This window comes from Actinomadura verrucosospora, from assembly GCF_039540335.1.
Classification (GTDB): domain Bacteria; phylum Actinomycetota; class Actinomycetes; order Streptosporangiales; family Streptosporangiaceae; genus Spirillospora; species Spirillospora verrucosospora.
In genome coordinates, this window is the sequence record NZ_BAABEV010000051.1 from 13940 (window position 1) to 37724 (window position 23785).

A 23785-nucleotide genomic window follows, 5' to 3' on the forward strand; every position below is an offset into this window, starting at 1 on the left:
GATGAGCCTTTCGATGAGGATGGGTACGGGACACCGGGTTTCGGGAGCGCGGACGGCCCTGCGGCCGGATCCGCCCCCTGCCTAGGAGCCCAGATGCTCCAGGCCGTGCCCGGCGTGACCGTGATGCCGCAGACCTCGCAGGGTCAGTGCCGTGTCGAGTGCGGCCACAGTCGCCTCCCATCCCTTGTCCTCGGAGCTGCCCGGCAGCCCGCTGCGTTCCAGTGCCTGCTCAATGGTGTCACAGGTGAGCACCCCGTTGCCCACCGGAGTCGACTCGTCCAGCGCGACGCGGGTCACACCGGCGGTCACCGAGTCGCACACGTAGTCGAAGTGGGCGGTGGCGCCCCGGACGACCGCGCCGAGGCAGACGACGGCGTCGAGGTCGCGGGCCATCTGCTGGGCGATCACCGGCAGTTCGAGCGCGCCGGCGACGCGGGCCACGACCGGCTCGTCCACGCCGCACGCCTTCGCCGCGGCGAGCGCCCGCTCCAGCAGCCGGTCGGTGACCGGCTCGTGCCAGCGGGTGCACACGATGCCGAGCGTGAGCCCGGCCGCGTCGACCGTGATGTCCTCGGGGCGTCCCGCGCCGCTCATGAAAGTCCCTCGCTCCGGTGTCCGGGTTCGATCTGGGGCCCGAGCTCAAGCTCGTGGCCGAGGCGGTCGCGCTTGACCGTCAGGTAGCGCCGGTTGTGCTCGGTGACGATGACGGGCATGGCCTCCCGCCCCCGCACGTCCACCCCGAAGCCGCCCAGTCCCCTGAGCTTGTCCGGATTGTTCGTGAGCACCCGTACCGAGCGTACGCCCAGCTCGCGCAGCATGTGGCCGGCGTTGGAGTACTCGCGCGCGTCGGCCGGCAGCCCCAGTTCCAGGTTGGCGTCGACGGTGTCGGAGCCGTTGTCCTGGAGGGCGTACGCCTGGAGCTTGGCGAGCAGGCCGATCCCGCGCCCCTCGTGACCGCGCAGGTAGAGCACGATGCCGCGGCCCTCGCCGGCGATCCGCTCCATGGCGGCGTCGAGCTGGGTCCCGCAGTCGCAGCGCTCGGAGTGCAGGACGTCGCCGGTGAGGCACTCGGAGTGGACCCTGACCAGGACGTCCTCTCCCTCGCCGAGGTCGCCCAGCACGAGCGCGATGTGCTCCCCGCCGTCGATGGCGCTGGAGAACCCGACCGCGCGCCACATCCCGTACCTGTTCGGCAGCCGGGTCTCGACGACGCGGGTCACCATCGCCTCGGTGCGCCTGCGGTACTCGGCGAGCTGCTCGATGGAGACGAGCCTGAGGCCGTGCTCCTTCGCGAAGACCTGGAGCTCGGGCAGGCGCGCCATGGTGCCGTCCTCGTTGACCACCTCGGCGAGGACGCCGGCCGGGGGGAGCCCGGCGAGCCGGGCGAGGTCGACGGCGGCCTCGGTGTGGCCGCGCCGGCGCAGGACGCCGCCCTCGCGGTAGCGCAGCGGGAAGATGTGGCCGGGGCGGACGAAGTCGCCGGGCTCGGACGCCGAGTCGCACAGCGTGCGGATCGTCCGCGCCCGGTCGGCGGCGGAGATGCCGGTGGAGATGCCGAGCCGGGCGTCCACGCTGACCGTGTACGCGGTGCGCATGCGCTCGGTGTTCTGCGCGGTCATCAGCGGGATCTGCAGCCGGTCGAGGTCGGCGCCCTCCATCGGGACGCAGATGACGCCGCTGGTGTAGCGGATCGTGAACGTCAGCAGCTCGGCCGTCGCCTTCGACGCCGCGAAGATGATGTCGCCCTCGTTCTCGCGGTCCTCGTCGTCGACGACCACGACGGGCAGGCCCGCCGCGATGTCGGCGATCGCCGACTCGACGGAGTCGAAGATCCCCGTGCCCCCGGTTCCCGTGCCGTTCAGCGCCGTGTCGTTGCCGCTCATGCGGTCACCGCCTTCCGCGTGGAGTTGCGCTCGCCCCGGGACTCCCGGAGCCAGTTCCTGAACCCGACCATCACCATCACGAAGAAGATCCCGTAGACCGCGCCGGAGACGTACAGCCCGGACTTGAGCGCCAGCGGCACCCCGACCAGGTCGACCAGCACCCAGACGATCCAGAAGTCGACGAGCGCGCGGCTCTGCGCGAACGTCGCGACCGCGCTGCCGACGAAGATGTAGGCGTTCGCCCACGGCGACCAGGCGACCTTCAGCCAGTCGAGGTGCACGAACAGCTGGGCGACCACGGCCGTGCCGACCACGAGCGCGCCGAGCAGCACGGCCCGCTCCCTGAGCGTCGCCTGCCGGACGACCAGGCCGTCGGCCTCGCGCCGTCCGCGGGTCCACATGAGCCACCCGTAGAGGGCGAGCCCGCAGAAGAGGATCTGCTTGAGCGCGTTGCCCGGGACGTGCGCGTGCAGCGAGGCCGCGAGCAGCAGGAGGGCGCCGACCATCTGCACCGGCCAGGTCCAGAGGGTCTTGCGCATGGCGAGCCAGACGACGGCGAGCGACAGGACGTTGCCGACGAGGTCGGTCCACAGGATGTGCTCGCCGAAGACCTCGAAACCGGCGCCGAGCCAGCTCATGACCGGTCTCCCAGCATGCGCTCGACGTACTTGGCGACGACGTCCACTTCGAGGTTCACCGGGTCGCCGGGCCGCTTGTGGCCGAGGGTGGTCAGCGCGAGCGTCGTCGGGATGAGCGCCACGCTGAACCGGTCGGCGCCCGCCTCGACGACCGTGAGGCTGATCCCGTCGACGGTGATCGAGCCCTTGTCGACCAGGTAGCGGCTCAGCTCGGCGGGCAGGGACACCGTCACCACGTCCCACCGCTCCCCCGGCTCGCGGGAGACGATCGCGCCGACGCCGTCGACGTGGCCCTGGACGAGGTGGCCGCCGAGCCGGTCCGACAGCCGCACGGGGCGTTCCAGGTTGACCTTGGAGCCCGGTTCCAGCGCGCCCAGGCTGGACTTGTCGAGCGTCTCCTTGATGACGTCGGCGGTGAAGACCTCGCCTTTGACGTCGACCACGGTGAGACAGACGCCGTTGACGGCGATCGACGCGCCGTGCACGGCGTCCTGGACGACCAGCGGCCCGCGGACCGCGAGCGCGACCGAGTCCCCCTGGGGGTCGATCGCCACGATCTCGCCGAGCTCCTCGACGATGCCGGTGAACATCTCCCGGGCCTCCTAGATCAGTGGCTCCGGGGGACGTACGTGCGTCCGAATACACCCCTGGCCAGGGGTGTACCGCGCGCTGCCTCCCATCCGGACTTTCACCGTCGGTCCCGGAGTTCCACCGGGTCAACCGGCCGATGGCTTCGGCCGGGTCGCGGACTGTCACCGCCGGTTCGGAATTTCACCGACCCCGGAGCACGCGTTCATGCTTTGCCAACCAGTGTGCCACGCATTCCCATTCCCGCCCCTGTGGCCATCGCCACAACTCCTTCGCGCGGGCCCCGGCCGGTTCGCCCACTCCACGGGCATCGGCGGCGGGTCTTGCCGGGAGGCGGTAAGGCGATGCAAGTTGTCAACGAACCCCCTGCCTCCATTTCCGGGAAGGCCCATGGCGAAGTTGTCCCTGTCGCCCAAGATCCTTGACGTTCTCGACTTCGGCACTCCGTCCGCGGAGCGCGACATCTCACGGGGCCTGGAGAAGTACTTCGTGGAGTCCCCCGCCTACCACCGCGTCCGGTCCGGCGCGAAGACGATCCTGATGGGCAACCGCGGAGCCGGCAAGAGCGCGATCTTCCAGGTGCTGGCCAGGCGGGAGCGCGCCGCCGGCGGCCACGTCATCGAGCTGTCGCCCGAGGACTACTCCTACGAGCTGCTCAGCTCCACCATGGCCGCCGAGAACGCGGGCTCGTGGGCCAAGCAGGGCGCCTACGCCGCCGCGTGGAAGTACCTGATCTACGTGCTGGTGATGAAGGCGCTCGCGCGCAAGGGGATGCGGCTCACCAAGAACGGCGGCCGGCAGATCCACAACTACATCCGGGACATGCACGGCGCCCAGCAGCTCGGCCCCCTGTCGCTGCTGGTGTCCTACCTCAAGCGGCTGGAGGCCGTGAAGATCGGGCCGATCGAGGCCGGCGTGCGGACCCGCGAGCTGGACCGCCTCTACCAGCTGGAGGAGATCCAGAACCTGCTGCCGGCGCTGCGCAAGGTGCTGGACAACCAGCGGGTGGTGGTGCTCGTGGACGAGCTGGACCGCGGCTGGGACTCCTCCGAGGACGCCAAGGCGTTCGTGTCCGGGCTGTTCCAGGCGTGCGTGTCCATCAACGCGCTGCACCCGAACCTGCGCGTCTACATCTCGCTGCGGCAGGAGCTCTACGACGACATCCCCGCCCTGTACGACGACGCGCAGAAGCACCGGGACCTGCTGGAGAAGATCTACTGGTCGGAGGACTCGCTGCTCGAACTGATCGCCAGGCGGATCCGGCACTCGGCCCACGAGAACGGCTTCGCGGTGGACGCCCTCGAACGCGCCGGGGACCGGGCCTGCTGGTCGGCGGTCTTCGCGCCGCCGCCCGGCAGGGGGCGGGACGGGTCGTTCGGCTACATGGTCGACCGGACGCTGTACCGGCCGCGGGAGCTCATCCAGTTCTGCTCGGAGGCGCTGGAGCAGGCCAGGGCCCGGCGCTCCAAGCTGCCCGTGCCGTACTCCGCGATCGAGCGGTCGGAGTACGGCTACTCCGCCGAGCGGACGAAGGACATCGCGGCCGAGTACCGCTCCCAGTACCCGGGGCTGCTGAGCGTGTTCGAGGCGTTCCGCAGCCGTCCGCCCCTGTTCCGCCGCGACGAGCTCGAACTGCTCTGCCTGGAGCTGGCCTGCGGCGACGTCCCCACCCACGGCACCGCGTCATGGCTGCCCTCGTGCGACCCGAACGACCTGATCGAGATCCTGTGGCGCGCGGGCCTGCTGACCGCGCGGGCGTCCGCGGAGGGGCGGTTCCTCGGCAGCCACCAGGTGCAGCACCTCAACCTCGCGGCCGTGCGGCGGTTCCGCGTGCACGCCATGTTCCACGCCTCGCTCGGAATCGACGCCGCGGTGGTCGGGAGCGCCGGCGGCTGAGACCCGGGCGCTCAGCCGAGGGCGAGGCGCAGGCCGGTGGGGGTGGCCCGCACGCGGCTCAGGTCCCGGACGACGTGGTGGGCCTCGGCCAGGGACTCCTCCGGGTGGCTGGTGACCAGCGCGACGACCGTGGCCCCCGCCGCGCGGCCCGCCGCGATCCCGGCGGGGGCGTCCTCCACGACCACGCAGGCGGACGGGTCCACGCCCAGCAGGCGGGCCGCCCGGAGGTAGCCGGACGGGTCGGGCTTGCCGTCGGAAACGTCCTCGGCGGTCACCACGACGGGCGGGGAGGGGATGCCGGCCACTCCGGTGCGCACCTTGAGCTGCGACCGGTCCATGGACGTCACGAAGGCGTGGGGCAGGCCGCCCATGTCCGCCAGCAGTTCCACGGCGCCCGGCAGGGCGACGATGCCGTCGGTGCTGACCGCCTCAAGGGCGTCCAGGCGCGCGGTGGCCTCGCGGACCTGTCCGGCCGGCAGGAACTCGGCCACACGGTCGCTCGTGCGGCGGCCGTGGGCGCCCGACATGAACACGTCAGGGTCGATGCCGTACTCGGCGGCCCATTCGCGGCCCGCGCGTTCGACCAGGGGCGTCGAGTCGACGAGGGTGCCGTCGACGTCGAACAGGACGGCGGCGCAGGGCAGAGTCATGGTGGGGGGACGACCCCCCACACCCCCCGCCCGCTCCGCGGGACCTTTCACCAATCCGCCTTGGCCGTCGCCTCTTCGGCCTGGGCGCGGAGCCTGCGGACGGCCTCGGCCGGGTCGTCGGCCCCGTACACGGCGCTGCCGGCGACGAACACGTCGGCGCCCGCCTCCGCGCAGCGCTCGATCGTCTCGGCGCTGACGCCGCCGTCGACCTGGAGCCAGACCGGGAGGTCGCGGCCCTTGATGAGCTCCCGGGCGCGGCGGACCTTCGGCAGGACGACGTCCAGGAACTTCTGGCCGCCGAAGCCGGGCTCCACGGTCATCAGCAGGAGCATGTCGATCTCGCCGAGGAGGTCTTCGAAGCCGTCCACCGGGGTGGCCGGGTTGACGCCCAGCCCCGCGCGGGCGCCCGCGGCGCGGATGGCCCTCAGGGTGCGGATGGGCGCCTTCGCCGCCTCGGCGTGGATGGTGACGCTCCCGGCTCCGGCCTCGGCGTACTGCGGCGCCCAGCGGTCGGGGTCCTCGATCATCAGGTGGCAGTCGAGGGGGAGGGCGCTGTTCCTGAGCAGCGCCTGCACGATGGGCAGTCCCAGGGTGAGGTTCGGGACGAAGTGGTTGTCCATCACGTCGACGTGGACCCAGTCGGCGGAGTCGGCGATGCGCGCGACGTCCTCGGCCAGGCGGGCGAAGTCGGCGGACAGGATGCTGGGTGCGATCTGAGGAGCCATGATGCCCCGAGTCTATTGGCGCAGCCCCGCCCGATCGTCACCCGCCCGGGTGAGGCCCGGGGTGGGGCGGGCCGCCAGGCGCAGGCGGACGAAGGCCTCCGGCGCGCCCGCCGTCACCCACAGCACGAGCAGCGCCTGGACGACGAACGCCTGGACCAGGTTCGCCCCCTCGAAGAAGGCGATGACCGCCGCCCCCGCGAGGCCCAGCGGGAGCCGCGCCAGGCGCTGCCAGGCCCTGCCGCCCGGATCGAACCAGCCACGCCAGGCGACCAGGGACAGGCCCATCAGGAGGCCGCAGAGAGCGCCGGACGCCTGGGCCGAATCGGTCAGCGTGACGGGCTCGGCGACGCCTCCGGCCGCCTTGACGGCCTCCGCCCACGCACGGGGCCACTGCCAGTCCCGCAGCGGGCGCGCCGCACCCCAGGCCGCCGCGAGCATCATCAGGGAGACCGCGAGGGAGAGCGCCAGCTGCACTGCCAGATGCTGCCGCCGCCACCACGGGACGGCGACGGGCTCCAGCCCGAGGGCGGCGACCAGGACGGCCAGGCCGACGCCCCAGCCCGCCAGCACCTGCCCTGGCGAGTGGACGCCCAGATAGACGCGCGACACTCCGATCAGGAAGATCACGATGGCGGCGCCCGCCCACAGGTACCAGCGCCGGGTCTGGGCCGCGAAGAAGCCCCACCCGGCGACGCTGTTCTGGGCGTGGCCGGACGGCATCCCGAACGACGACAGCGACTGCCTGCCCTGGATGTTCGGGTCCGTCCAGTAGGGGCGGGGCGCGTGGAAGACCAGCTTGAGGAGCGCGTTGACGGCCGCGCCGAACAGCAGCACCACGGCGGCCCGCGCGGCCAGGCGCGGCGCCACGCACCAGAACAGCGCCAGGAGCAGCGGGACGTAGAAGGCCGCGCTGCCCAGATACGACATGAAGATCATGAAGCCGGTCAGCACGGAGCCTCCCATCAGCGCGGCGCCTCCCCCGAGGCCGGGTGCGGCGGTCAGGTGCGGCGGAGCAGCGCCAGGAACATCGCGTCCGTGCCGTGGCGGTGCGGCCAGAACTGGGCGTACGGGCCGTCACCGAGCCCGGTGAGGCCGGGGGCGATCGCCGCCAGGACGCCGGGCGCGTCGAGCCGTTCGACGTCGTCCCGCTTGCGCAGGACGTCGTCCACCACCACGCGGGTCTCCGCCAGGTGCGGCGAGCAGGTGACGTAGGCGACCACTCCGCCGGGCCGGACGGACTCCAGCGCCGCGGCGAGCAGCTTCCGCTGGAGCGGCCCGAGTTCGGCGACCGACTCGGGGCCCCGGCGCCAGCGCGCCTCGGGGCGGCGCCGGAGCGCGCCCAGGCCGGTGCACGGGGCGTCCACCATGACGCGGTCGAACGAGGCCGGGCGCCACGCGGGAGCGGTGCCGTCGGCGGCGACCACGCCCGCGCGGTCGTCGACCGCGCGCCGGACGAGCCCGGCGCGGTGCGGCTGGACGTCCGCGGCGAGGAGCCGGGCGTCGCGCTGGGAGGCGAGAGCCGACAGGAGCCCGGCCTTGCCCCCGGGGCCGGCGCAGAGGTCGGCCCAGCGCGCGTCACGACCGTCCAGGGGAGCTTCGGCCAGCGCCAGGGCGACCATCTGGCTGGCCTCGTCCTGGACGGCCGCGCGCCCATCGCGGACGGCGTCGATGCCCGCCGGGTCGCCCTCCGCCAGGACGGCGCCATAGGGCGAGTAGGGGGCGGGTTCGGCGCCCGCGTCGTACAGCTCTTCGAGGGTCGCCCTGCCGGGGCGCGCGACCAGCGTCACGCGGGGCCGGGCGTTGTCGGCCGCGAGGAGCTCGTCGATCTCGGCCGCCCCGACCGCGTCCCGCATGGCGGACACGATCCATTTCGGGTGGCTGTGGGCGATCGACAGGCGCGTCGTGGCGTCGGCGTCGGCGGGGGCCACGATCCGCAGCCAGGCGTCCATGTCGCGCATGGCGACCTTGCGGAGCACGGCGTTGGCGAACTTGGCCTGGCCCGGGCCGGAGACGGAGCGGGCCAGCTCCACGGTCGTCGCCACGGCGGCGTGCGGCGGGATGCGGGTGCCGAGGACCTGGTGGGCGCCCAGGCGCAGGACGTCCAGGAGGGGCGCGTCGACGCGGCGCAGTTCGCGGTCGCTGCACAGCGCGAGAACCGCGTCGTAGGTGCCCCTGCCGCGCAGGGTCCCGTACGTCAGCTCGGTGGCGAGGGCGGCGTCGCGTCCGGTCAGGCCGCGGTCGCGCAGGCGCGCGGGAAGCAGGAGGTTCGCGTAGGCGTCGCGGGTCTCCACCGCCCGGATCACGTCGAACGCGGTGCGGCGGACGAGGTCCTGGGGGCGGCCCGTCTTGCGGGGGCCGCCCGGGCGGGTGTTCGGGGCGCGTCGGCGGTTGCGGGCGGGAGGCATCAGTGCAGCGCGTCCTTGCCGGTGAGGTCGAGACCGCGGGCCCAGTCGGCGGCGGCCATGGGGCGCTTGCCCTGCGGCCGCACCTCGCCGAGCGCGACGGGATGGGTGGCCGTGCCGACCAGCACCTCGCTCTTGCCCGCGCTGAGCGCGCCGGGCTCCAGCTCGGCGGCGCCCGGGGCCGGGCGGACGGGGCCGAGCTTGACCCGGGTGTCGCGGAAGGTCGTCCACGCGCCCGGCGCCGGGGTGCAGGCGCGGACGAGGCGGTCGATGTGCAGGGCCGGGCTCTTCCAGTCGACGCGGCCGTCCTCGGGCGTGAGCTTCGCCGCGTGGGACACCCCCTCGGTCGGCTGGGGCCGCGGCTCAAGGACGCCCGCGTCGATGCCGTTCATGGTGTCCAGCAGCAGGTCGGCACCGGCGACGGCCAGCCGTCCCAGCAGGGCGCCGGCGGTGTCGTCCGGCCGGATCGGCTCGGTGAGCACGCCGTAGACCGGGCCGGTGTCCAGGCCCTCCTCGATCTGGAACGTGGCCGCGCCGGTCACGTCGTCGCCGTGCAGGATCGCGCGCTGCACGGGGGCGGCCCCGCGCCACGCGGGCAGCAGCGAGAAGTGCAGGTTCACCCAGCCGTGCCGGGGGATGTCCAGGGCCTCGGGGGGCAGCAGCGCGCCGTAGGCGACCACCGGGCAGCAGTCCGGCGCGATCTCCCGGAGCCGGTCGAGGAACTCGGGGTCGCGGGCCTTCGCGGGCTTGAGCACCTCGACGCCGGCCTCGGCGGCGAGCGAGGCGACCGGGCTGGCGCTCAGGCGCCTCCCCCGCCCCGAACGCCCGTCGGGCCGGGTCACGACCGCGGCGACCTCGTGCGACGACCCCAGAAGGGCCGTCAGGGCCGGAAGCGCCGTCTCGGGCGTCCCGGCGAAGACCAGCCGCATCTAGATCGCCTTCCCGAGGGTGCGGTGCGGCGACTCCTTCACGACGGGGGCCGGCTCGCCGAACCACTCGGCCTCCCGGATCGCCTTCATCGCGGCCTTGCGCTGCTCGGGGTCCATCCGGTCGATGAAGATGATCCCGTCGAGGTGGTCGGTCTCGTGCTGGACGCAGCGGGCCAGCAGGTCGGTGCCCTCCAGCGTGATGGGCTCCCCGTGCATGTTGAAGCCCTTCGCCACCACCCCGACGGAGCGGGGCGTGGGGAACGCGAGGCCGGGCAGGGAGAGGCAGCCCTCGTCGTCGGTCTCCTGCTCGTCCGACAGGTCGAGCGTCGGGTTGACGACGTGCCCGAGGCGGTCGTCGACGTAGTAGGTGAAGACGCGCAGCCCGACGCCGAGCTGGGGGGCCGCCAGGCCCGCTCCAGGGGCGTCGATCATCGTGTCGGTGAGGTCCTTGACGAGCTGGCGCAGCTCCTTGTCGAAGTCCTTCACCGGCTCCGCGGGCGTGCGCAGCACGGGGTCGCCGAAGAGGCGGATGGGCTTGACGGCCAACGGGGACTCCGTTTCCTGCGAATGTCGCTGATCACTGCGAGTGCCACCCGACCGCTGCGGGTGCCACCGGTCCACTGGGACGCGCCCCCAAGTCTACGGAGGCGCGGGCCCGGAACATTCACGCCATGTTCACACCCCGCGTTCACACACCGCGGTGCGCGCTCTGGCGCGCCGACCGCGCCTTGTAGGCGGCGGTGCGGGCGGCCTTGGCCGTCGCCTTGTCGGGGTGGTGGGCGCCCAGGGCCTCCAGGACGTCCGCCACACCGGGATGGTGGGTGCGCCAGAGCTCGTCCACCATGGTCTTCATCTCGGCCCCGGGCGGCGCGTCGACCAGCGCCGCCGCGACCGCCTCCTCCGGCTCGGCGGTCTCCATCATCCCGGCCACCGTGTCGACGAACACCCAGAGGTACTCCTCGCGGGCCAGCTCGCGCCCCGCCGGGTCGCCCGCCGCGTTCAGCCACATCGCGGCGTAGGGCGCCACGAGCGGGTGCTCCTGCGCGGCGCGGACCACCCCGGCGGCCTCGGGGCCGACGCGGTGCAGGACGGCGGCGGCGAGGTTGCGGGCGCCGGGACCGCCGGTCCGCATGACGTCCAGCAGGTCGGCGGCGGCGTCCTTGGAGTCGTGGGACGCCAGCCAGCCGTCGATCTCCTCGTCGGCGGCGTCAGGCCGGTACCAGGTGAGCCCCGCGACGAGCTCGGACGCGCGGGCGCCGGCCAGCTCGCCGATGACCGGGGCGGTGAACCCGTCCGCGAGGAGCAGCTCCCGCACCGCCCACACCCCGAGCGGCGTCAGCGCCCGGCCCGCGCCGGACGCCTCGATGACGCCCCAGTCCTCCAGGGCCGCCAGCTCCAGGGCGAGGGCGTCCGCCACGAGCGCGTGCATGGTGTCGGCGTCGCTGAGGTCGTAGGCCTCCTCGATGTGGCCCAGCAGAGCCTCGGCGAGGGCGTCCGGTGCGGACGGCTCCTCCTGCTCGTACAGGTGGATGAGGACGCCGGTCAGCTCGTTCTGGACGAGTTCGACCGCGTCCAGGCCGTCGGCGTAGTCGTGGCCGGGCACGACGGCGGCGTCGAACAGCGGCAACCAGGCGGTGAGCAGGGCCGCGTCGTCGCCCGATTCGAGGCCCGGCAGCGCGGGGCCCGGGGAGGCGCGGCCGTCCCCGGCATCGATGACCTTCGCCTCGACGGCGGCCCACCACAGCCGCTCCAGCGCGCCGTCGTCCTCCAGCCGCCCGTGGCGCCGCGGCGCGTCGAGGCCGAGGGCGCGGCGCGCGGCCTCGGCGTCGGGCTCGGTGAGCATGCCGTGCTCGGTCAGCGGGCGCTCGCCCGTCCAGCGGGCCAGGGCCAGGACCGCCTCGGCGAGGCCCGACCGCCGCGCCGCGTCCGCGACCTCGGCCTGCGGCGCCAGCCGGACGGGCGGGACCACCAGGTCCCCCGCCTGCCGCAGGTACTCCTCGGTGCGGGCGAAGCGCTCCTCCTCCGGGAGCGCCTGGAAGTCACGCATCCACGCGTCGACGGCGTCGCCGTCGTCCAGGTCGATCCCGTCGGCCTGCATCAGCCCGGCGACGACCTCGGCCGCCGCCTGCCGCTCCTCGCTGTCGACGGCGGCGACGACCTCGGCGAACTCGGGGCCGGCCCGGTCGATCTCCGCCGCCAGCGCGTCGGCGGCCGGGGCCGGGACGGCGCCGGTGTCGCGCAGGTAGGCGACGACCCGGCGGAGCGCGTCCAGGATGGTGGGGACGTCGTCGCGCCCGGCGACCACGGACTCGGGGAAGACCTCCAGGAGCAGTTCGCGGACGTGCCGCGGCTCCAGCGCCTCCGGGCCCGCGAGGCCCATCTCCTCCCGCGCCAGGTCGAGCAGGATGCGGACACCCTGCTCGTCAAGCGCCTCGCCGCGTTCGTCCGACCACCGCCGCAGGTCGCCCGCGGTGGTCTCCACCCAGTTGTCGGCCACGCCAGAACCCTATTGGTCAGCCGCGTTCCCCGGGGTCGGTTGAGCCCCGAGTCGGCCGAGTCGCCTCGGTCGAGCCCACGGGATCACTCGTGTCCCATGGAGTCGGTCGAGTCACAGCGTGATCGAGTTCCGCTGCACCGGTCGAGCTCCGCGGCGCCGGTTGAGTTGCAGCGTCAGATCAGTTCGAGGGGGTCGATCTGGACGCGGACGGTCTCCGTGGCCTTGCGTGCGCTGCGCACGCCCTGGGCTTCCTTCAGCGCTCGCGCCAGGGCGTTTCCCCCGGCGCGGGGTACTCGAATCAGCGCGCGTTCCTTGTCTTGGGCCTCCGTGCCCGCCTGCGGGACGGGAACGGGACCGAGGACCTCCGCGCCGTCGGGCAACCGGGTGTCGGCCAGAAGCTCCCGTATGGCGGCCGGGGACGCGGTGAGCGACGCCATGCGCGCGGCGGGCGGGAACCCCACCTCCCTGCGCTCGGCGAGTTCCCGCTCCGCGTACGTGACCGGATCCCAGCGCACGAGGGCCTGGACCGCGGGCAGCGCCCCCTCCGCCGCCACGATCACCGGGCCCTGCGGGCGGACGAGCGACGCCGCGTTCATCCAGCGCCTCAGCGTCTCCTCGCCGGCGCGCAGGTCAGGCCGGCCGAGGAGGACCCAGCCGTCCAGCAGCAGCGCGGCCGGGTATCCGCTCTCCGCCGGAGGCTCGGCCCCGGGCGTCGCCACCACGAGAGCCGGTTCCGGACCGACCCGGTCGAGGACGGCCTCCCGCCCCGAGGTGCGCACGGGCACGCCGGGGAACGCCCGGCCGAGCTCCTCCGCCGTGCGTTTGGCGCCCACCACCACGGCGCGCACCTGGAAGAAGCCGCATTCGGGGCAGTGCCAGTCGCCCGCGATATGGCCGCACCAGCCGCAGTAGGGGGCCGCGTGCGACGAGGCGAGCGCCAGCGGCCCCTGGCAGGTCTGGCAACGCGCCGGGGTGCGGCACCTTCCGCAGGCGATGCCGGGAACGTATCCGCGCCTCGGCACCTGGACGAGCACGGGCCCGCTCTCCAGCGCCTGCCGGGCCGCCTCGAAGGCGATGTTCGGCAGGCGCGCTGTGCGGGCGGCGGCGTCCCGGGCGAGTTGCGCGTCCTCCCCCACGTAGCGGACGCGCGGCATCCTCGCCCGGACGCGGTTCCGGTCGGCGGCGAGCGCGTGGGCCCAGCCGGTCTCCACGAGCTGCGTCGCGTCGGTCGTCCGGGTGAACCCGCCGATCAGGGCGCCGGCCCCGGACCGGTGCGCACGCAGGGCGAGCACGTCGCGGGGATGCGGATACGGCGCGTGCGGCTCGGCGTGGACGTCGTCGCCGTCGTCCCACAGCACGACCAGCCCCAGGTCGGCGACGGGCGCGAACATGGCGGCGCGCGTGCCGACGACCGCCCGCGCCTTGCCGCGCAGGACGGCGAGCCACCTCCGGTAGCGCTCCGCAGGGCCCAGCTCCGCCGTCAGGGCGACGTGCAGCCCCTCCCCCAGCTCCGCCTCCAGCGCCGCGTCGATGCGCGCCACGTCGCGCCCGTCGGCGGCGACGACGAGCGCGCCGCGCCCTCCGCTCAACGTGGCGGCGACCGCGCGAGCGATGGCCGCCGTCCAGTCGGGGCCGGGCAGCGCGCTCCACACGGCCCGCGGCGCCCTCCCGCCGGCCAGCGCGTTCACGAAGGACTCCCCCGCCGGGTACTCCCGCCACACGCCGGCGTCGGGCGCCCCGGGCAGTGCGGGGGCGCCCTCCTCCACGGGCTCGGCTTCGACGCGGGCGTGCCGGGGAGGGACGGCGAGCCGCAGGACGTCCGCGAACGTGCCCGCGTAGCGGTCGGCCACCTCCCGCACCAGCGTGACGATCTCCGGGGTCAGGACGGGCTCGGGCGAGGTCACCCTCTCCAGGAACAGCAGCTTGCCGCCGTGGCCGCTCTCGGCGACCCGCTCCAGGAGGAAGCCGTCGACGAGCTGGCCCGCGAAGCGCACCCGCACGCGGCAGCCGGGGACCGCCTTGGCGTCAAGCTCGGCGGGGACCAGGTAGTCGAAGGGGCGGTCGAGGTGCGGGAGCGACATGTCGACCGCGATCCGCGCGACGGGCAGCTCCGCGGCCGGACGGCGCGCCCCCTTCTTCCCCGCCGCCTTCTTCCCCGGCGCGGCGGGTTTCCCGGACCGGCCCGCCTTGGGGGCGGCCGCGCCCGGAAGGGCGTCCAGCCCCGGGATCAGGTCCGTTCCCCCGCCGTCCTTCGTCACGCCCCCCGTCCTACCAGATCGATCCGACACCCGGAGTCGCACGCTAGGGTTGGTCCGTTTGAACGGGTGCGCGTCCTCCGGCCCATTGCCCGACGCCGTCCGCACCCTCGCCGTCCGACGAGCCTTGCAGGCGATGTGACCACAGCTCATGCCCATGAGCGGACGGACGCCCCGGTCAGCAACGGGGTGTCACGCCGTTCTCCAAGCCCCGCGGCCGCCTCCCGGTGGAAGAAGCGGGCACGCCACCCCGTGGTCGCCGCCACGCTGGCCGCCGCCGTCCTGCACCTGGTGTGGGGGCTGTTCCTCGCGACCGAGGGCGGCGACCTCGCCGCGCAGGCCGCGTGGACGGACTTCGCCTGGAAGCACCCCGGTGCGGCCTACAGCTTCGCCTGGTACGGCGGGATGCACCCCGCCTCCTACAGCCTCGTGTCGCCGTACCTGATGGCGCTGTTCGGCATCCGCACGGTCGCGGTGATCACGGGCACGATCTGCGCCACGCTCACCGCGTACCTGCTCAAGCAGTTCCGGGCCCCGGTCGCGCTGCCCGCCTCCCTCTGGGCCGCCTTCGCGCTCACCTGCAACGCCGCCTCCGGCCGCGTCACGTTCGGCCTCGGCCTGATGTTCGCGCTCATGGCGACCATCGTGGCGTTCACCCCGCGCGGCACGCCCGCCCTGCGCGCCGCGGCGATGGTCGTGCTGAGCCTGCTGGCCTCGCTCGCGAGCCCCGTCGCCGGCCTGTTCCTGCTGGTGCTGGCCGCCGCGCTCTTCCTGACCGGACGCCGCCGCGCCGGCGTCTGCGTCGCCGTGGGCCTGCCCGTCGTGGTCGGCACCACCAGCCTGCTCTTCCCGTTCAGCGGCGTCCAGCCGATCTCCCTGGACGCGATCGTGCTGCCCGCCGTCACCAGCGTCGCCGCGATCCTGTTCTGCGCTCCGAAGAGCTGGAGGTTCGTGCGGACCGGCGCCGCCGTCTACCTGGCCGGGATCCTGCTGACCTGGCTGATCCCCTCCCCCATCGGCAGCAACGTCGAGCGCCTCTCGCTGCTGTTCGGCGGCATGTTCCTGCTGTCGGCAGTCGCGCGCGCCCACGGGCGGGCGCGCATCGCCGTGCTGTCGCTGGCGTTCATCGTGACGGCGTCCTGGCAGGTCGTGAAGCCCGTCGACGACCTCATCCACACCGAGCCCGCGGCCACCGCCGCCGACCACGCCCGCGGCCTCGTCGCAGAGCTGGGCGCCGTCGGCGCGGACGACGCGCGCATCGAGGTCGTCCCGCTGCGCTCCCACTGGGAGTCCTCCGGCCTCAGCCGCCACTTCGCGCTCGCCCGCGGCTGGAACCGCCAGGTCGACGCCGAGCGCCACGAGCTGTTCTACGAGAAGGGCGCGCTGACGCCCGCCTCGTACCGCGACTGGCTGCACAAGTGGGCCGTCCAGTACGTCGTCCTGCCCGAGCAGGAGGTCGACTGGTCGGCGCAGGAGGAGGCCGCCCTCGTCGAAGGCGGCCAGCCGTACCTGACGGAGATCTGGCGGGACACGCACTGGCGGCTGTACCGCGTCGCGAGCCCCACGCCGCTGGTCGACCCGCCCGCGTTCGTCAGGAACCTCAACTCCGGCGAGCTCGTCGTCGACGTGCCCTCGCCCGGGTCGGTCCTGCTGCGCGTCTCCTGGTCACCGTGGCTGAGCGCGACGGGCGGGAACGCCTGCCTGGCGCGCGCGGGCGAGTTCGTCCGGCTGGAGGCGCGCACCCCCGGCCGCTACACCATCGCCGCCCGCTACGGCCTGCACCGCGGCAACCACTGCGCCGGCTGACCCCGTCACGGCGCGTCCGCACCGCTTCCCCGCGGCACCAGGCCGCACTGGGGCAGGCGCCCGCCGCACGCGCGAGGAGACCTGGTCGCGCCAGGGCAGGGGCGCCGGAACAGCACGGGCGCGCGAAGAAGGGCCCCGGGGCGTCCCGGGGCCCTTCTTCGCGGAAGACCGGTTACAGGCCGGCGGCGGAGGCCAGGTCCTTGGCGCGGTCGGTCGACTCCCAGGAGAAGTCGGGCTCCTCGCGGCCGAAGTGGCCGTAGGCGGCCGTCTGCGAGTAGATCGGGCGGAGCAGGTCGAGGTCGCGGACGATCGCGGCCGGGCGCAGGTCGAAGACGTCCCCGATGGCCTTCTCGATCTTCTCGGGGGCGACCTTCTCGGTGCCGAACGTCTCCACGAACACCCCGACCGGGTGGGCCTTGCCGATCGCGTAGGCGACCTGGACCTCGGCGCGGTCGGCGAGCTGCGCGGCGACGATGTTCTTGGCGACCCAGCGCATCGCGTACGCGGCGGAGCGGTCGACCTTGGACGGGTCCTTGCCGGAGAAGGCGCCGCCGCCGTGGCGGGCCATGCCGCCGTAGGTGTCCACGATGATCTTGCGGCCGGTGAGGCCGGCGTCGCCCATCGGGCCGCCGATCTCGAAGCGGCCGGTGGGGTTCACCAGCAGCCGGTAGTTCTCGGTGTCGAGCTCGAACTCGGCGAGCACCGGGTCGACGACGTGCTCCTTGACGTCCGGGGCGAGCAGCTCCTTCAGGTCGATGTCGGGAGCGTGCTGGCTGGACACCACGACGGTGTCGAGGCGGACGCCGCGGTCGCCGTCGTACTCGATGGTGACCTGGGTCTTGCCGTCGGGGCGCAGGTAGGGCACGTCGCCGCTCTTGCGGACCGCCGACAGGCGCCGGGCGAGCCGGTGCGCCAGCGTGATCGGCAGCGGCATCAGCTCGGGGGTCTCGCTGGTGGCGTAGCCGAACATCAGGCCCTGGTCGCCGGCGCCCTGCCGGTCCAGGTCGTCGACGCCCTCGCCCTCGCGGGACTCGTAGGCGTCGTCCACGCCCTGCGCGATGTCGGGCGACTGCGCGCCGATGGACACCGACACGCCGCAGGAGTGGCCGTCGAAGCCCTTCTTGGACGAGTCGTAGCCGATCTCCAGGATCTTCTCCCGGATCACGCCCGGGATGTCCACATAGGTCTCGGTGGTGACCTCACCGGCCACATGCACCTGACCCGTCGTGATCATCGTCTCGACGGCGACCCGGCTCTTCGGATCGTCCTTGAGCATCGAGTCGAGGATCGCGTCGCTGATCTGGTCCGCGATCTTGTCCGGGTGACCCTCGGTCACCGACTCGGAGGTGAACAGGCGGCGAGACACGTACGTGAACTCCTTGCAGCGGCTGCTGACTGACGTCGCAGAACGGATTCTTTGTCGAGTTCGGCGAGGGACGCCGCCCCCCGCCATGGGTTCCCCACGATGTTAGGACCAGAAGTCTAGCGGGATCAGCACCCTTCGCCCGGACGCGCGCCCGGCGGCGTGCGATCCAGCCGTGCGGCGACGAGGTCCCACACGACCTCGGCGAGCGCCTCCTTGGCCCCGCGGGGCACCTCGGTCCGCGACCCGTCGGCGCCGAGGATGACCGCGGCGTTGTCGGGGCGGCCGAAGGTCAGGTTCTCGCCGACCTGGTTGACGACGAGAAGGTCGCTGCCCTTGCGGGCGAGCTTGGCCTGTCCGTTGGCGAGGACGTCGTCGGTCTCGGCCGCGAAGCCCACGACGACCTGGCCGGGCCGCCGGACCTGGCCGAGCTCGGCCAGAATGTCGGGGTTCTTGACGAGGCGGATCGGCTCGGGTTCCGCCCCCTCCGCCTTCTTGATCTTGGAGCCGCGGTAGTCGGCCGGGCGGAAGTCGGCGACGGCGGCGGCCATGACGACCGCGTCCGCCGTTCCGGCGGCCGCCACGACCGCCTCGCGCATCTCCTCGGCCGATCCGACGGCGACGGTCTCGGCGCCCGCCGGGTCGGGCAGGGCGACGTTCGCCGAGACGAGCGTCACCCTGGCGCCGCGCGCCGCGGCGGTCCGGGCGAGCGCGTAACCCTGCAGGCCGGACGAGCGGTTCCCGATGAAACGGACGGGATCGATGGCCTCCCGGGTGCCCCCGGCGGAGACCACCACGTGCCGTCCGGCGAGGTCGCGGCCGTCGGCGCCGCGGGCCAGCACGTGCCGGGCGACCTCGAACAGCTCGGCGGGGTCGGGCAGCCGGCCGGGCCCGGTGTCCTTGCCGGTGAGGCGGCCGGACGCGGGCTCGACGACGACGGCGCCGCGCTCCCGCAGGGTCGCCACGTTGGCCTGCGTGGCCGGATGCTGCCACATCTCGGTGTGCATCGCGGGCGCGAACACGACGGGGCAGCGGGCGGTGAGCAGGGTGTTGGTCAGCAGGTCGTCGGCCAGGCCGTGGGCCGCCTTGGCGAGCAGGTCCGCGGTGGCCGGTGCGATGAACACCAGGTCGGCCTGCTGGCCGAGCCGGACGTGCGGGACCTCGGCGACGCCGTCCCAGACCCGCGGGGACACCGGCTTGCCGGACAGCGCGGCCCAGGTGGGCTCTCCGACGAAGCGGAGCGCGTCCGCGGTCGGCACGACGGTGACGTCGTGGCCCGACTCGGTGAGCCGCCGGAGCAGCTCGCACGCCTTGTACGCGGCGATGCCCGCGCTCACTCCGAGCACGACGCGCGGCTTGGGGGAGGTCATGTCGCCCACGATCCCATCAGGCGCCGCCCGCTCTCCCCCCGGGGTGGGCGTATCCGCACCGGGGTCCGGAGATGCCTCCCGGAAGCCGCCGCGGACGCGGCCGCCGGAGACGGCGACCCCGGGCCGGTGAGCGGAGCCGGCCGCCTCGGGAGCCTCAGCCCTCGATGGGTTCGGCGTTCAGGAGGCCCTCGCGCGTCTCGCGGAGCGCGATCGACAGCGGCTTCTCCTGGACCTGGGTCTCGACGAGCGGGCCGACGTACTCCAGCAGGCCCTCGCCCAGCTGGGCGTAGTAGGCGTTGATCTGCCGGGCGCGCTTGGCCGCGATGCTCACGAGGCCGTACTTGGTGTCGACGACCTCAAGGAGCTCGTCGATCGAGGGGTTGGTGATGCCCTCGTTGCTGACTGCCACTCGGTGGCCTTCCGTAGGTTGAACAGGCTACTGGTCAGCCATCAAGGCTAGCAGCTCGTCGCACACGTCCTGCACGGACGTGTTGACGAGCGTGACGTCGAACTCCTTCTCGGCGGCGAGCTCGACGCGGGCCGCGTCGAGGCGGCGCTCGATGACCTCGGGGGGCTCGGTGCCGCGCCCCGTGAGGCGGCGGACGAGCTCCTCCCAGCTGGGGGGAGCGAGGAACACCAGGCGGGCCTCGGACATGGAGCGGCGGACCTGCCGGGCGCCCTGGAGGTCGATCTCCAGCAGCACCGGCTCGCCGCGGGCGAGGCGTTCCTCGACGGGCCGGCGGGGGGTGCCGTAGCGGTTGCCCGCGAACTCGGCCCATTCGAGGAGCTGCCCCTCGGCGACGAGCCGGTCGAAACCGGCGTCGTCGACGAAGAAGTACTGCACACCGTCGGTCTCACCCGGGCGGGGAGCCCGGGTGGTCACCGAGACCGACAGCCACACCCGGGGGTGTGAGCGCCGGATCTCGGCGACGACCGTGCTCTTGCCGACGCCCGACGGCCCGGACAGGACCGTCAGCCGCCGCGCGAGCGGGCCATGCGGCATGGAGCCTTCCGGCGCAGCGATGGGTGCGCCGGAGCCGGGCGGGATGGTGCCGTCTGCGGGTCGCCCCGAGCCGGCCGCGGCGGCCTGGCCGCCGCGCCCGCCCGTGAGTCGCGCGTCAGCGGTTCGCACTTCCGCCGAACTCACGCTCCAGGGATGCGCGCTGGTTGGCGCCGAGGCCCCGCACACGGCGGGACTCGGCGATGCCCAGGCGCTCCATGATCTGCTTCGCACGGACCTTGCCCACACCGGGCAGCGATTCCAGAAGGGCCGACACCTTCATCTTTCCGATGACGTCGTCGGACTGACCATCCTTGAGAACCTCGGCGAGCGAGGTTCCCCCGTGCTTCAGCTTGTTCTTAACCTCGGCCCGCTCCTTGCGAGCCTTGGCAGCCTTCTCCAGGGCTGCGGCGCGCTGTTCGGGGGTTAGGGGCGGAAGAGCCACGCCGGGTCACCTCAGGTTTCCACTCGACGGAGTCGGACGGGTTGGGAAACTAGCGAGTTCACCACCCATAAGGCAACGTGAAGTGCCGTTTAGCCCGCCACAAATTCACGAAAATCACTCCTCGGAGTGTCCTGAATACAGAGTGTACCCAACTCGGACCCCTCGGTGCCGCATCCCCTTGCCTTGCTGGGACTTTCGCATGATCGTGAAAAACCGCCCGTTCTGACCGCATATGTGGCACCCAGCACCGCTCCGCCGCTGCGCTTCGCGCCTCCGGGAGCCCGCGCCGCCACGGTCCCGCCACCGCCCTCCGGAGCCCCGCCGGGGCGGCGCGGCGGGGCCTCCCACAAACGATCCCGACCGAGTGACACTCGTCACGCCGCGCCGTTCCGCACGTCGCCCCGGCACCGTTACTGTCATCCTCGACAACACCCGCCAAGATCGTCCGCTCGCCCGGAGGACGCCCGCACCGCACCAGCTCCCCCAGCCCGCCGCCAGGGCGCCCCATGGACGCGGAGACGCCGGCCGCCCCGTCCGGAGACTCCCCCCGGTCCGGAATCGACCCTCCGCGTGAACGAGTTCGCCGTTCGGCACGTATCGCAAAGCGGCGACTCCCGTCCTCGCATTCGCATGCGACTAAAACCACATTCGCGTTCACCCGTGCCGCAAAACTCACCCACAAAGCGGTTCTGCGCGCTCGCGAACCAATGGCGCGCCGAGGCATGTCCCGGCGCGGGCGGCGCACGGACCCGAGCGCCGCGGAACCGCGTTCAGGCCGTGCCGGCGGACGTGCGGCGCAGCGCGGCGGCGATCGCGGCCGCGGCGGCGCCCGGGTCGGGGGCGGCGGTGATGGGACGGCCGATCACCAGCAGGTCGGCGCCGGCGGCCAGGGCGTCCTCGGGCGTGGCGACGCGGGCCTGGTCCTGGTGGCCGGAGCCCGCGGGACGGACGCCGGGCGTGATGAGCGTGATGTCCGGACCGACCTCGGCGCGGACGGCGGCGGCCTCCTGCGGGGAGCACACGAGGGCCTGAGCGCCCGCCTCGACGGCGAGGACGGCCAGACGGCGGACGGCGTCGGGGGCGGGCCCCGCGAGGCCGACGGCGGTGAGATCGGCGTCCTTGAGGGACGTCAGGACCGTCACCGCGGCGATCTTGGTGGCGGGGGCGGCCTGCACCGCCTCGCGGATCATCGCGGGCCCCCCGGCGGCGTGCACGGTCAGGTAGGCCGGCTTGAGGCGCGCCACGGCGCGGGCGGCGCCGCGGACCGTGGCGGGGATGTCGTGCAGCTTGAGGTCGAGGAACACCTGGACGCGGCTGGCGCCCCGCACGCTGGCGACGACGTCCGGCCCGTACCGCAGGTACAGCTCCAGGCCGACCTTGACGGTCGAGACGTGCGGCGTGACCAGGGTGGCCCAGCGCGCGGCGGTCTCCAGGTCGGGCGCGTCCAGCGCGACGGCGATGGGGGCGGTCACAGCTTCTCCTTCTCGGGCTCTTGCCGGCGCACCTGGGGCGGGACGTACCCGGCGGGCTTGTGCGCGAGGCCGACGGCGTCGGCGAGGCGGTCGATGCGGCGGGCCGCGAGCGCCTCCTCCAGTTCGCGCAGGACGCGCGGGCCGGCCAGGGGGTCGTGGAACAGCGCGGTGCCGACGGCGACGGCGGAGGCGCCGGCGAGGATGAACTCCAGGGCCTCCAGGCCGGTGGCGATGCCCCCGACGCCGATGATCGGGGTGGTGGGCAGCGCGGCGTGCACCTGGTAGACGCAGCGGACCGCGACGGGCCGCACGGCGGGTCCGGACAGGCCGCCGGACACGCCCGTGAGGGCCGGACGCAGCGTCTGCGGGTCGATCGCCATGGCCTCCATGGTGTTGATCAGGGTGAGGCCGTCGGCGCCCGCGTCGACGCACGCGAGCGCGATGCCGACGATGTCGGTCACGTCGGGGGCGAGCTTGGCGAAGACGGGCACGCCCGGCCGGGCGTGCGCGCGGACGGCCCGCACGACGGACGCCGCGGCGGCCGGGTGCCAGCCGAACATGCGGCCGCGGTCCTCGACGTTGGGGCAGGCGACGTTGACCTCGATCGCGGCGACGCCCGGGACGTTGCGGAGGCGGCGCGCCAGGTCGCCGTACTCCTCGACGCTGCTGCCCGCGACGGACACGATCGTGCGGACCTCCTGCTCGATCAGCCAGGGAAGGTCACGTTCCAGGAAGGTCTCCACGCCGGGACCGGGCAGGCCCATCGCGGTCAGGAGGCCGCTCGGGGTCTCGGTCACCCGCGGTGTGGGACGTCCCGCGCGCGCTTGCGCCATCACCGACGTCGTGACGAACGCGCCGAGGCGGGTGAGGTCGAAGAACTGGGCGAGCTCGCGTCCCGTCCCGCCGCATCCGGAGGCCGTCAGGACCGGGTTGGGCAGTTCCAGAGGCCCGAGCGTGGTCGTGACCCGATCGCTCACTGCGAGCCCCCTTCAGAGACGTTCAGGACGCGCGGCGCGCCGAGCGCGTCGAACGGGATGGTTCCGAGGTCGCCCCAGCGGACGCGGTCGCCGCGCAGGACGGGGCCGTCCGCGCAGGCGCGGACCATGCGGGTCACGCCGTCCTCCCCGTGGACGGGGAGCATGCACGTCATGCACACGCCGATGCCGCACGCGCCCGTCTGCTGGAGGAACTCCTCGACCGACACCTGCGAGGGAAGGCCGAAGTCGCCGGCGATCTGGGTGACCGAGCGGAGCAGGGCCGTGGGGCCGCAGCCGTAGACGACGTCCGCGCCGGTCTCCTCGATGACGCGGGGCAGCACGTCGCGGACGGCGCCCTTCTCCCCCATCGACCCGTCCTCGGTGACGACGGCCGCGCTGTCGCCGATGCGCTGCGCCATGCGGGACCCGAAGACCTGCCGGGCGGAGGCGCCGGCGAGCACGAAGTGCACCTGGCAGCCGCGCCGCAGCAGCGTGTCGGCCAGCGCGAACACGGCCGCGCCGCCGGGCCCGCCGCCGACGAGCAGGCAGGTGACGGGATCGCGGGGCAGCCGGAACGGGCGGCCGAGCGGCCCGACGAGGTCGAGCTGGTCGCGGGAGCGGCGGCCGGCGAGCCAGGCGGTGCCGGGCTCGGTGTCGGCGAACACCAGTTCGACGGTGCCGCCGTAGTCGGACTTGACCTCGTGCACCCCGATGCAGCGGCGCACCAGGCGGGACGTGTGCTCGCCGCCCACGGCGAGCGCCACGAACTGGCCGGGCCTGAACCGTTCGGCGATGGCCGGGGCCACCAGCGTCATCGCGCGGTAGTCCTGCACCTGGCGGACCGTCAGAACCGTCGCCGAGGTCTGCACCGGCGTGTCGGACACCCGTC

The 23785-nt window shown here is 73.6% G+C and carries 22 protein-coding genes and 1 riboswitch; of the genes, 2 read left to right on the plus strand and 20 right to left on the minus strand.

The window, feature by feature from the left end; translation table 11 throughout:
* Positions 1 to 81: 81 nt before the first annotated feature.
* The 4 genes from ribH to ABD944_RS36070 are packed head-to-tail and all read right to left on the minus strand — an operon-like array spanning position 82 to position 3111.
* Positions 82 to 594 carry a 6,7-dimethyl-8-ribityllumazine synthase gene (ribH, locus tag ABD944_RS36055; protein ID WP_345184705.1) on the minus strand — a complete coding sequence of 171 codons (513 nt, stop codon included), beginning with the start codon at positions 592 to 594 and terminating at the stop codon, positions 82 to 84.
* A complete protein-coding gene (locus ABD944_RS36060) occupies positions 591 to 1883 on the minus strand; it encodes a bifunctional 3,4-dihydroxy-2-butanone-4-phosphate synthase/GTP cyclohydrolase II (protein ID WP_345184707.1) in 1293 nt (430 codons plus the stop codon). Before ABD944_RS36060 ends, ribH begins: the two co-directional genes overlap by 4 nt.
* On the minus strand, positions 1880 to 2521 hold the full coding sequence (pnuC, locus tag ABD944_RS36065) for a nicotinamide riboside transporter PnuC (protein ID WP_345184709.1): 642 nt from the start codon (positions 2519 to 2521) through the stop codon (positions 1880 to 1882). Before pnuC ends, ABD944_RS36060 begins: the two co-directional genes overlap by 4 nt.
* On the minus strand, positions 2518 to 3111 hold the full coding sequence (locus tag ABD944_RS36070; protein ID WP_345184711.1) for a riboflavin synthase: 594 nt from the start codon (positions 3109 to 3111) through the stop codon (positions 2518 to 2520). Before ABD944_RS36070 ends, pnuC begins: the two co-directional genes overlap by 4 nt.
* Positions 3112 to 3183: 72 nt before the next feature.
* Positions 3184 to 3314, minus strand: a riboswitch (FMN riboswitch).
* A 185-nt stretch (positions 3315 to 3499) separates the two neighbouring features.
* Between ABD944_RS36070 and ABD944_RS36075 the strand changes: the two genes are divergently transcribed.
* A complete protein-coding gene (locus tag ABD944_RS36075) occupies positions 3500 to 5005 on the plus strand; it encodes a P-loop ATPase, Sll1717 family (protein WP_345184714.1) in 1506 nt (501 codons plus the stop codon).
* 11 nt (positions 5006 to 5016) lie between these two features.
* On the opposite strand, the gene ABD944_RS36080 is transcribed toward ABD944_RS36075, so the two are convergent.
* The 8 genes from ABD944_RS36080 to ABD944_RS36115 form a co-directional block, all read right to left on the minus strand.
* Positions 5017 to 5655, minus strand: a complete 639-nt coding sequence (locus tag ABD944_RS36080) for an HAD-IA family hydrolase (protein ID WP_345184717.1) — start codon at positions 5653 to 5655, stop codon at positions 5017 to 5019.
* 47 nt (positions 5656 to 5702) lie between these two features.
* Positions 5703 to 6380 carry a ribulose-phosphate 3-epimerase gene (gene rpe, locus ABD944_RS36085; protein WP_345184719.1) on the minus strand — a complete coding sequence of 226 codons (678 nt, stop codon included), beginning with the start codon at positions 6378 to 6380 and terminating at the stop codon, positions 5703 to 5705.
* 12 nt (positions 6381 to 6392) lie between these two features.
* A complete protein-coding gene (locus tag ABD944_RS36090) occupies positions 6393 to 7343 on the minus strand; it encodes a phosphatase PAP2 family protein (protein WP_345184721.1) in 951 nt (316 codons plus the stop codon).
* Positions 7344 to 7378: 35 nt separating this feature from the next.
* Entirely contained in the window at positions 7379 to 8785 is a 1407-nt protein-coding gene (locus ABD944_RS36095) for an RsmB/NOP family class I SAM-dependent RNA methyltransferase (protein WP_345184724.1), read from the minus strand.
* Positions 8785 to 9711 (minus strand): methionyl-tRNA formyltransferase, encoded by a 927-nt coding sequence (gene fmt / locus ABD944_RS36100; RefSeq protein WP_345184726.1) that lies wholly within the window; start codon positions 9709 to 9711, stop codon positions 8785 to 8787. Before fmt ends, ABD944_RS36095 begins: the two co-directional genes overlap by 1 nt.
* Positions 9712 to 10257 carry a peptide deformylase gene (def, locus tag ABD944_RS36105; RefSeq protein WP_345184728.1) on the minus strand — a complete coding sequence of 182 codons (546 nt, stop codon included), beginning with the start codon at positions 10255 to 10257 and terminating at the stop codon, positions 9712 to 9714. It abuts the gene before it with no gap.
* A 142-nt stretch (positions 10258 to 10399) separates the two neighbouring features.
* The gene (locus ABD944_RS36110) at positions 10400 to 12208 is read right to left on the minus strand and encodes a hypothetical protein (RefSeq protein ID WP_345184730.1); all 1809 of its coding nucleotides are present in this window, start codon (positions 12206 to 12208) and stop codon (positions 10400 to 10402) included.
* Positions 12209 to 12381: 173 nt separating this feature from the next.
* Positions 12382 to 14466 (minus strand): primosomal protein N', encoded by a 2085-nt coding sequence (locus ABD944_RS36115; protein ID WP_345184732.1) that lies wholly within the window; start codon positions 14464 to 14466, stop codon positions 12382 to 12384.
* A 135-nt stretch (positions 14467 to 14601) separates the two neighbouring features.
* On the opposite strand from ABD944_RS36115, the gene ABD944_RS36120 reads away from it, so the two are divergent.
* Positions 14602 to 16269 (plus strand): MFS transporter, encoded by a 1668-nt coding sequence (locus ABD944_RS36120; RefSeq protein ID WP_345184734.1) that lies wholly within the window; start codon positions 14602 to 14604, stop codon positions 16267 to 16269.
* Positions 16270 to 16441: 172 nt separating this feature from the next.
* Here the strand turns inward: ABD944_RS36120 and metK are convergent, their stop codons facing one another.
* The 8 genes from metK to ABD944_RS36160 form a co-directional block, all read right to left on the minus strand.
* On the minus strand, positions 16442 to 17635 hold the full coding sequence (gene metK / locus ABD944_RS36125) for a methionine adenosyltransferase (protein ID WP_345184736.1): 1194 nt from the start codon (positions 17633 to 17635) through the stop codon (positions 16442 to 16444).
* Between the two features lie 125 nt (positions 17636 to 17760).
* Positions 17761 to 19002: a bifunctional phosphopantothenoylcysteine decarboxylase/phosphopantothenate--cysteine ligase CoaBC gene (gene coaBC / locus ABD944_RS36130; RefSeq protein ID WP_345184739.1), complete on the minus strand. Its 1242-nt coding sequence runs from the start codon at positions 19000 to 19002 to the stop codon at positions 17761 to 17763.
* 154 nt (positions 19003 to 19156) lie between these two features.
* Entirely contained in the window at positions 19157 to 19411 is a 255-nt protein-coding gene (gene rpoZ, locus ABD944_RS36135) for a DNA-directed RNA polymerase subunit omega (RefSeq protein ID WP_131950118.1), read from the minus strand.
* A 27-nt stretch (positions 19412 to 19438) separates the two neighbouring features.
* The gene (gene gmk, locus ABD944_RS36140) at positions 19439 to 20005 is read right to left on the minus strand and encodes a guanylate kinase (protein ID WP_089312392.1); all 567 of its coding nucleotides are present in this window, start codon (positions 20003 to 20005) and stop codon (positions 19439 to 19441) included.
* A 115-nt stretch (positions 20006 to 20120) separates the two neighbouring features.
* On the minus strand, positions 20121 to 20447 hold the full coding sequence (gene mihF, locus ABD944_RS36145; RefSeq protein WP_131739210.1) for an integration host factor, actinobacterial type: 327 nt from the start codon (positions 20445 to 20447) through the stop codon (positions 20121 to 20123).
* 770 nt (positions 20448 to 21217) lie between these two features.
* Entirely contained in the window at positions 21218 to 21919 is a 702-nt protein-coding gene (gene pyrF / locus ABD944_RS36150; protein ID WP_345184744.1) for an orotidine-5'-phosphate decarboxylase, read from the minus strand.
* A complete protein-coding gene (locus ABD944_RS36155) occupies positions 21916 to 22896 on the minus strand; it encodes a dihydroorotate dehydrogenase (RefSeq protein WP_345184746.1) in 981 nt (326 codons plus the stop codon). The genes pyrF and ABD944_RS36155 overlap by 4 nt, the downstream gene beginning before the upstream one ends.
* A complete protein-coding gene (locus ABD944_RS36160) occupies positions 22893 to 23780 on the minus strand; it encodes an iron-sulfur cluster-binding protein (RefSeq protein ID WP_345184748.1) in 888 nt (295 codons plus the stop codon). The genes ABD944_RS36155 and ABD944_RS36160 overlap by 4 nt, the downstream gene beginning before the upstream one ends.
* Positions 23781 to 23785: the final 5 nt, after the last annotated feature.

Excerpts from the sequence above, each read along its gene's own strand:
- ribH (WP_345184705.1), bottom strand. The coding sequence starts at position 594 with ATGAGCGGCGCGGGACGCCCCGAGGACATCACGGTCGACGCGGCCGGG.
- ABD944_RS36060 (WP_345184707.1), bottom strand. The coding sequence starts at position 1,883 with ATGAGCGGCAACGACACGGCGCTGAACGGCACGGGAACCGGGGGCACG.
- pnuC (WP_345184709.1), bottom strand. The coding sequence starts at position 2,521 with ATGAGCTGGCTCGGCGCCGGTTTCGAGGTCTTCGGCGAGCACATCCTG.
- ABD944_RS36070 (WP_345184711.1), bottom strand. The coding sequence starts at position 3,111 with ATGTTCACCGGCATCGTCGAGGAGCTCGGCGAGATCGTGGCGATCGAC.
- ABD944_RS36075 (WP_345184714.1), top strand. The coding sequence starts at position 3,500 with ATGGCGAAGTTGTCCCTGTCGCCCAAGATCCTTGACGTTCTCGACTTC.
- ABD944_RS36080 (WP_345184717.1), bottom strand. The coding sequence starts at position 5,655 with ATGACTCTGCCCTGCGCCGCCGTCCTGTTCGACGTCGACGGCACCCTC.
- rpe (WP_345184719.1), bottom strand. The coding sequence starts at position 6,380 with ATGGCTCCTCAGATCGCACCCAGCATCCTGTCCGCCGACTTCGCCCGC.
- ABD944_RS36090 (WP_345184721.1), bottom strand. The coding sequence starts at position 7,343 with ATGGGAGGCTCCGTGCTGACCGGCTTCATGATCTTCATGTCGTATCTG.
- ABD944_RS36095 (WP_345184724.1), bottom strand. The coding sequence starts at position 8,785 with ATGCCTCCCGCCCGCAACCGCCGACGCGCCCCGAACACCCGCCCGGGC.
- fmt (WP_345184726.1), bottom strand. The coding sequence starts at position 9,711 with ATGCGGCTGGTCTTCGCCGGGACGCCCGAGACGGCGCTTCCGGCCCTG.
- coaBC (WP_345184739.1), bottom strand. The coding sequence starts at position 19,002 with ATGACCTCCCCCAAGCCGCGCGTCGTGCTCGGAGTGAGCGCGGGCATC.
- gmk (WP_089312392.1), bottom strand. The coding sequence starts at position 20,005 with ATGCCGCATGGCCCGCTCGCGCGGCGGCTGACGGTCCTGTCCGGGCCG.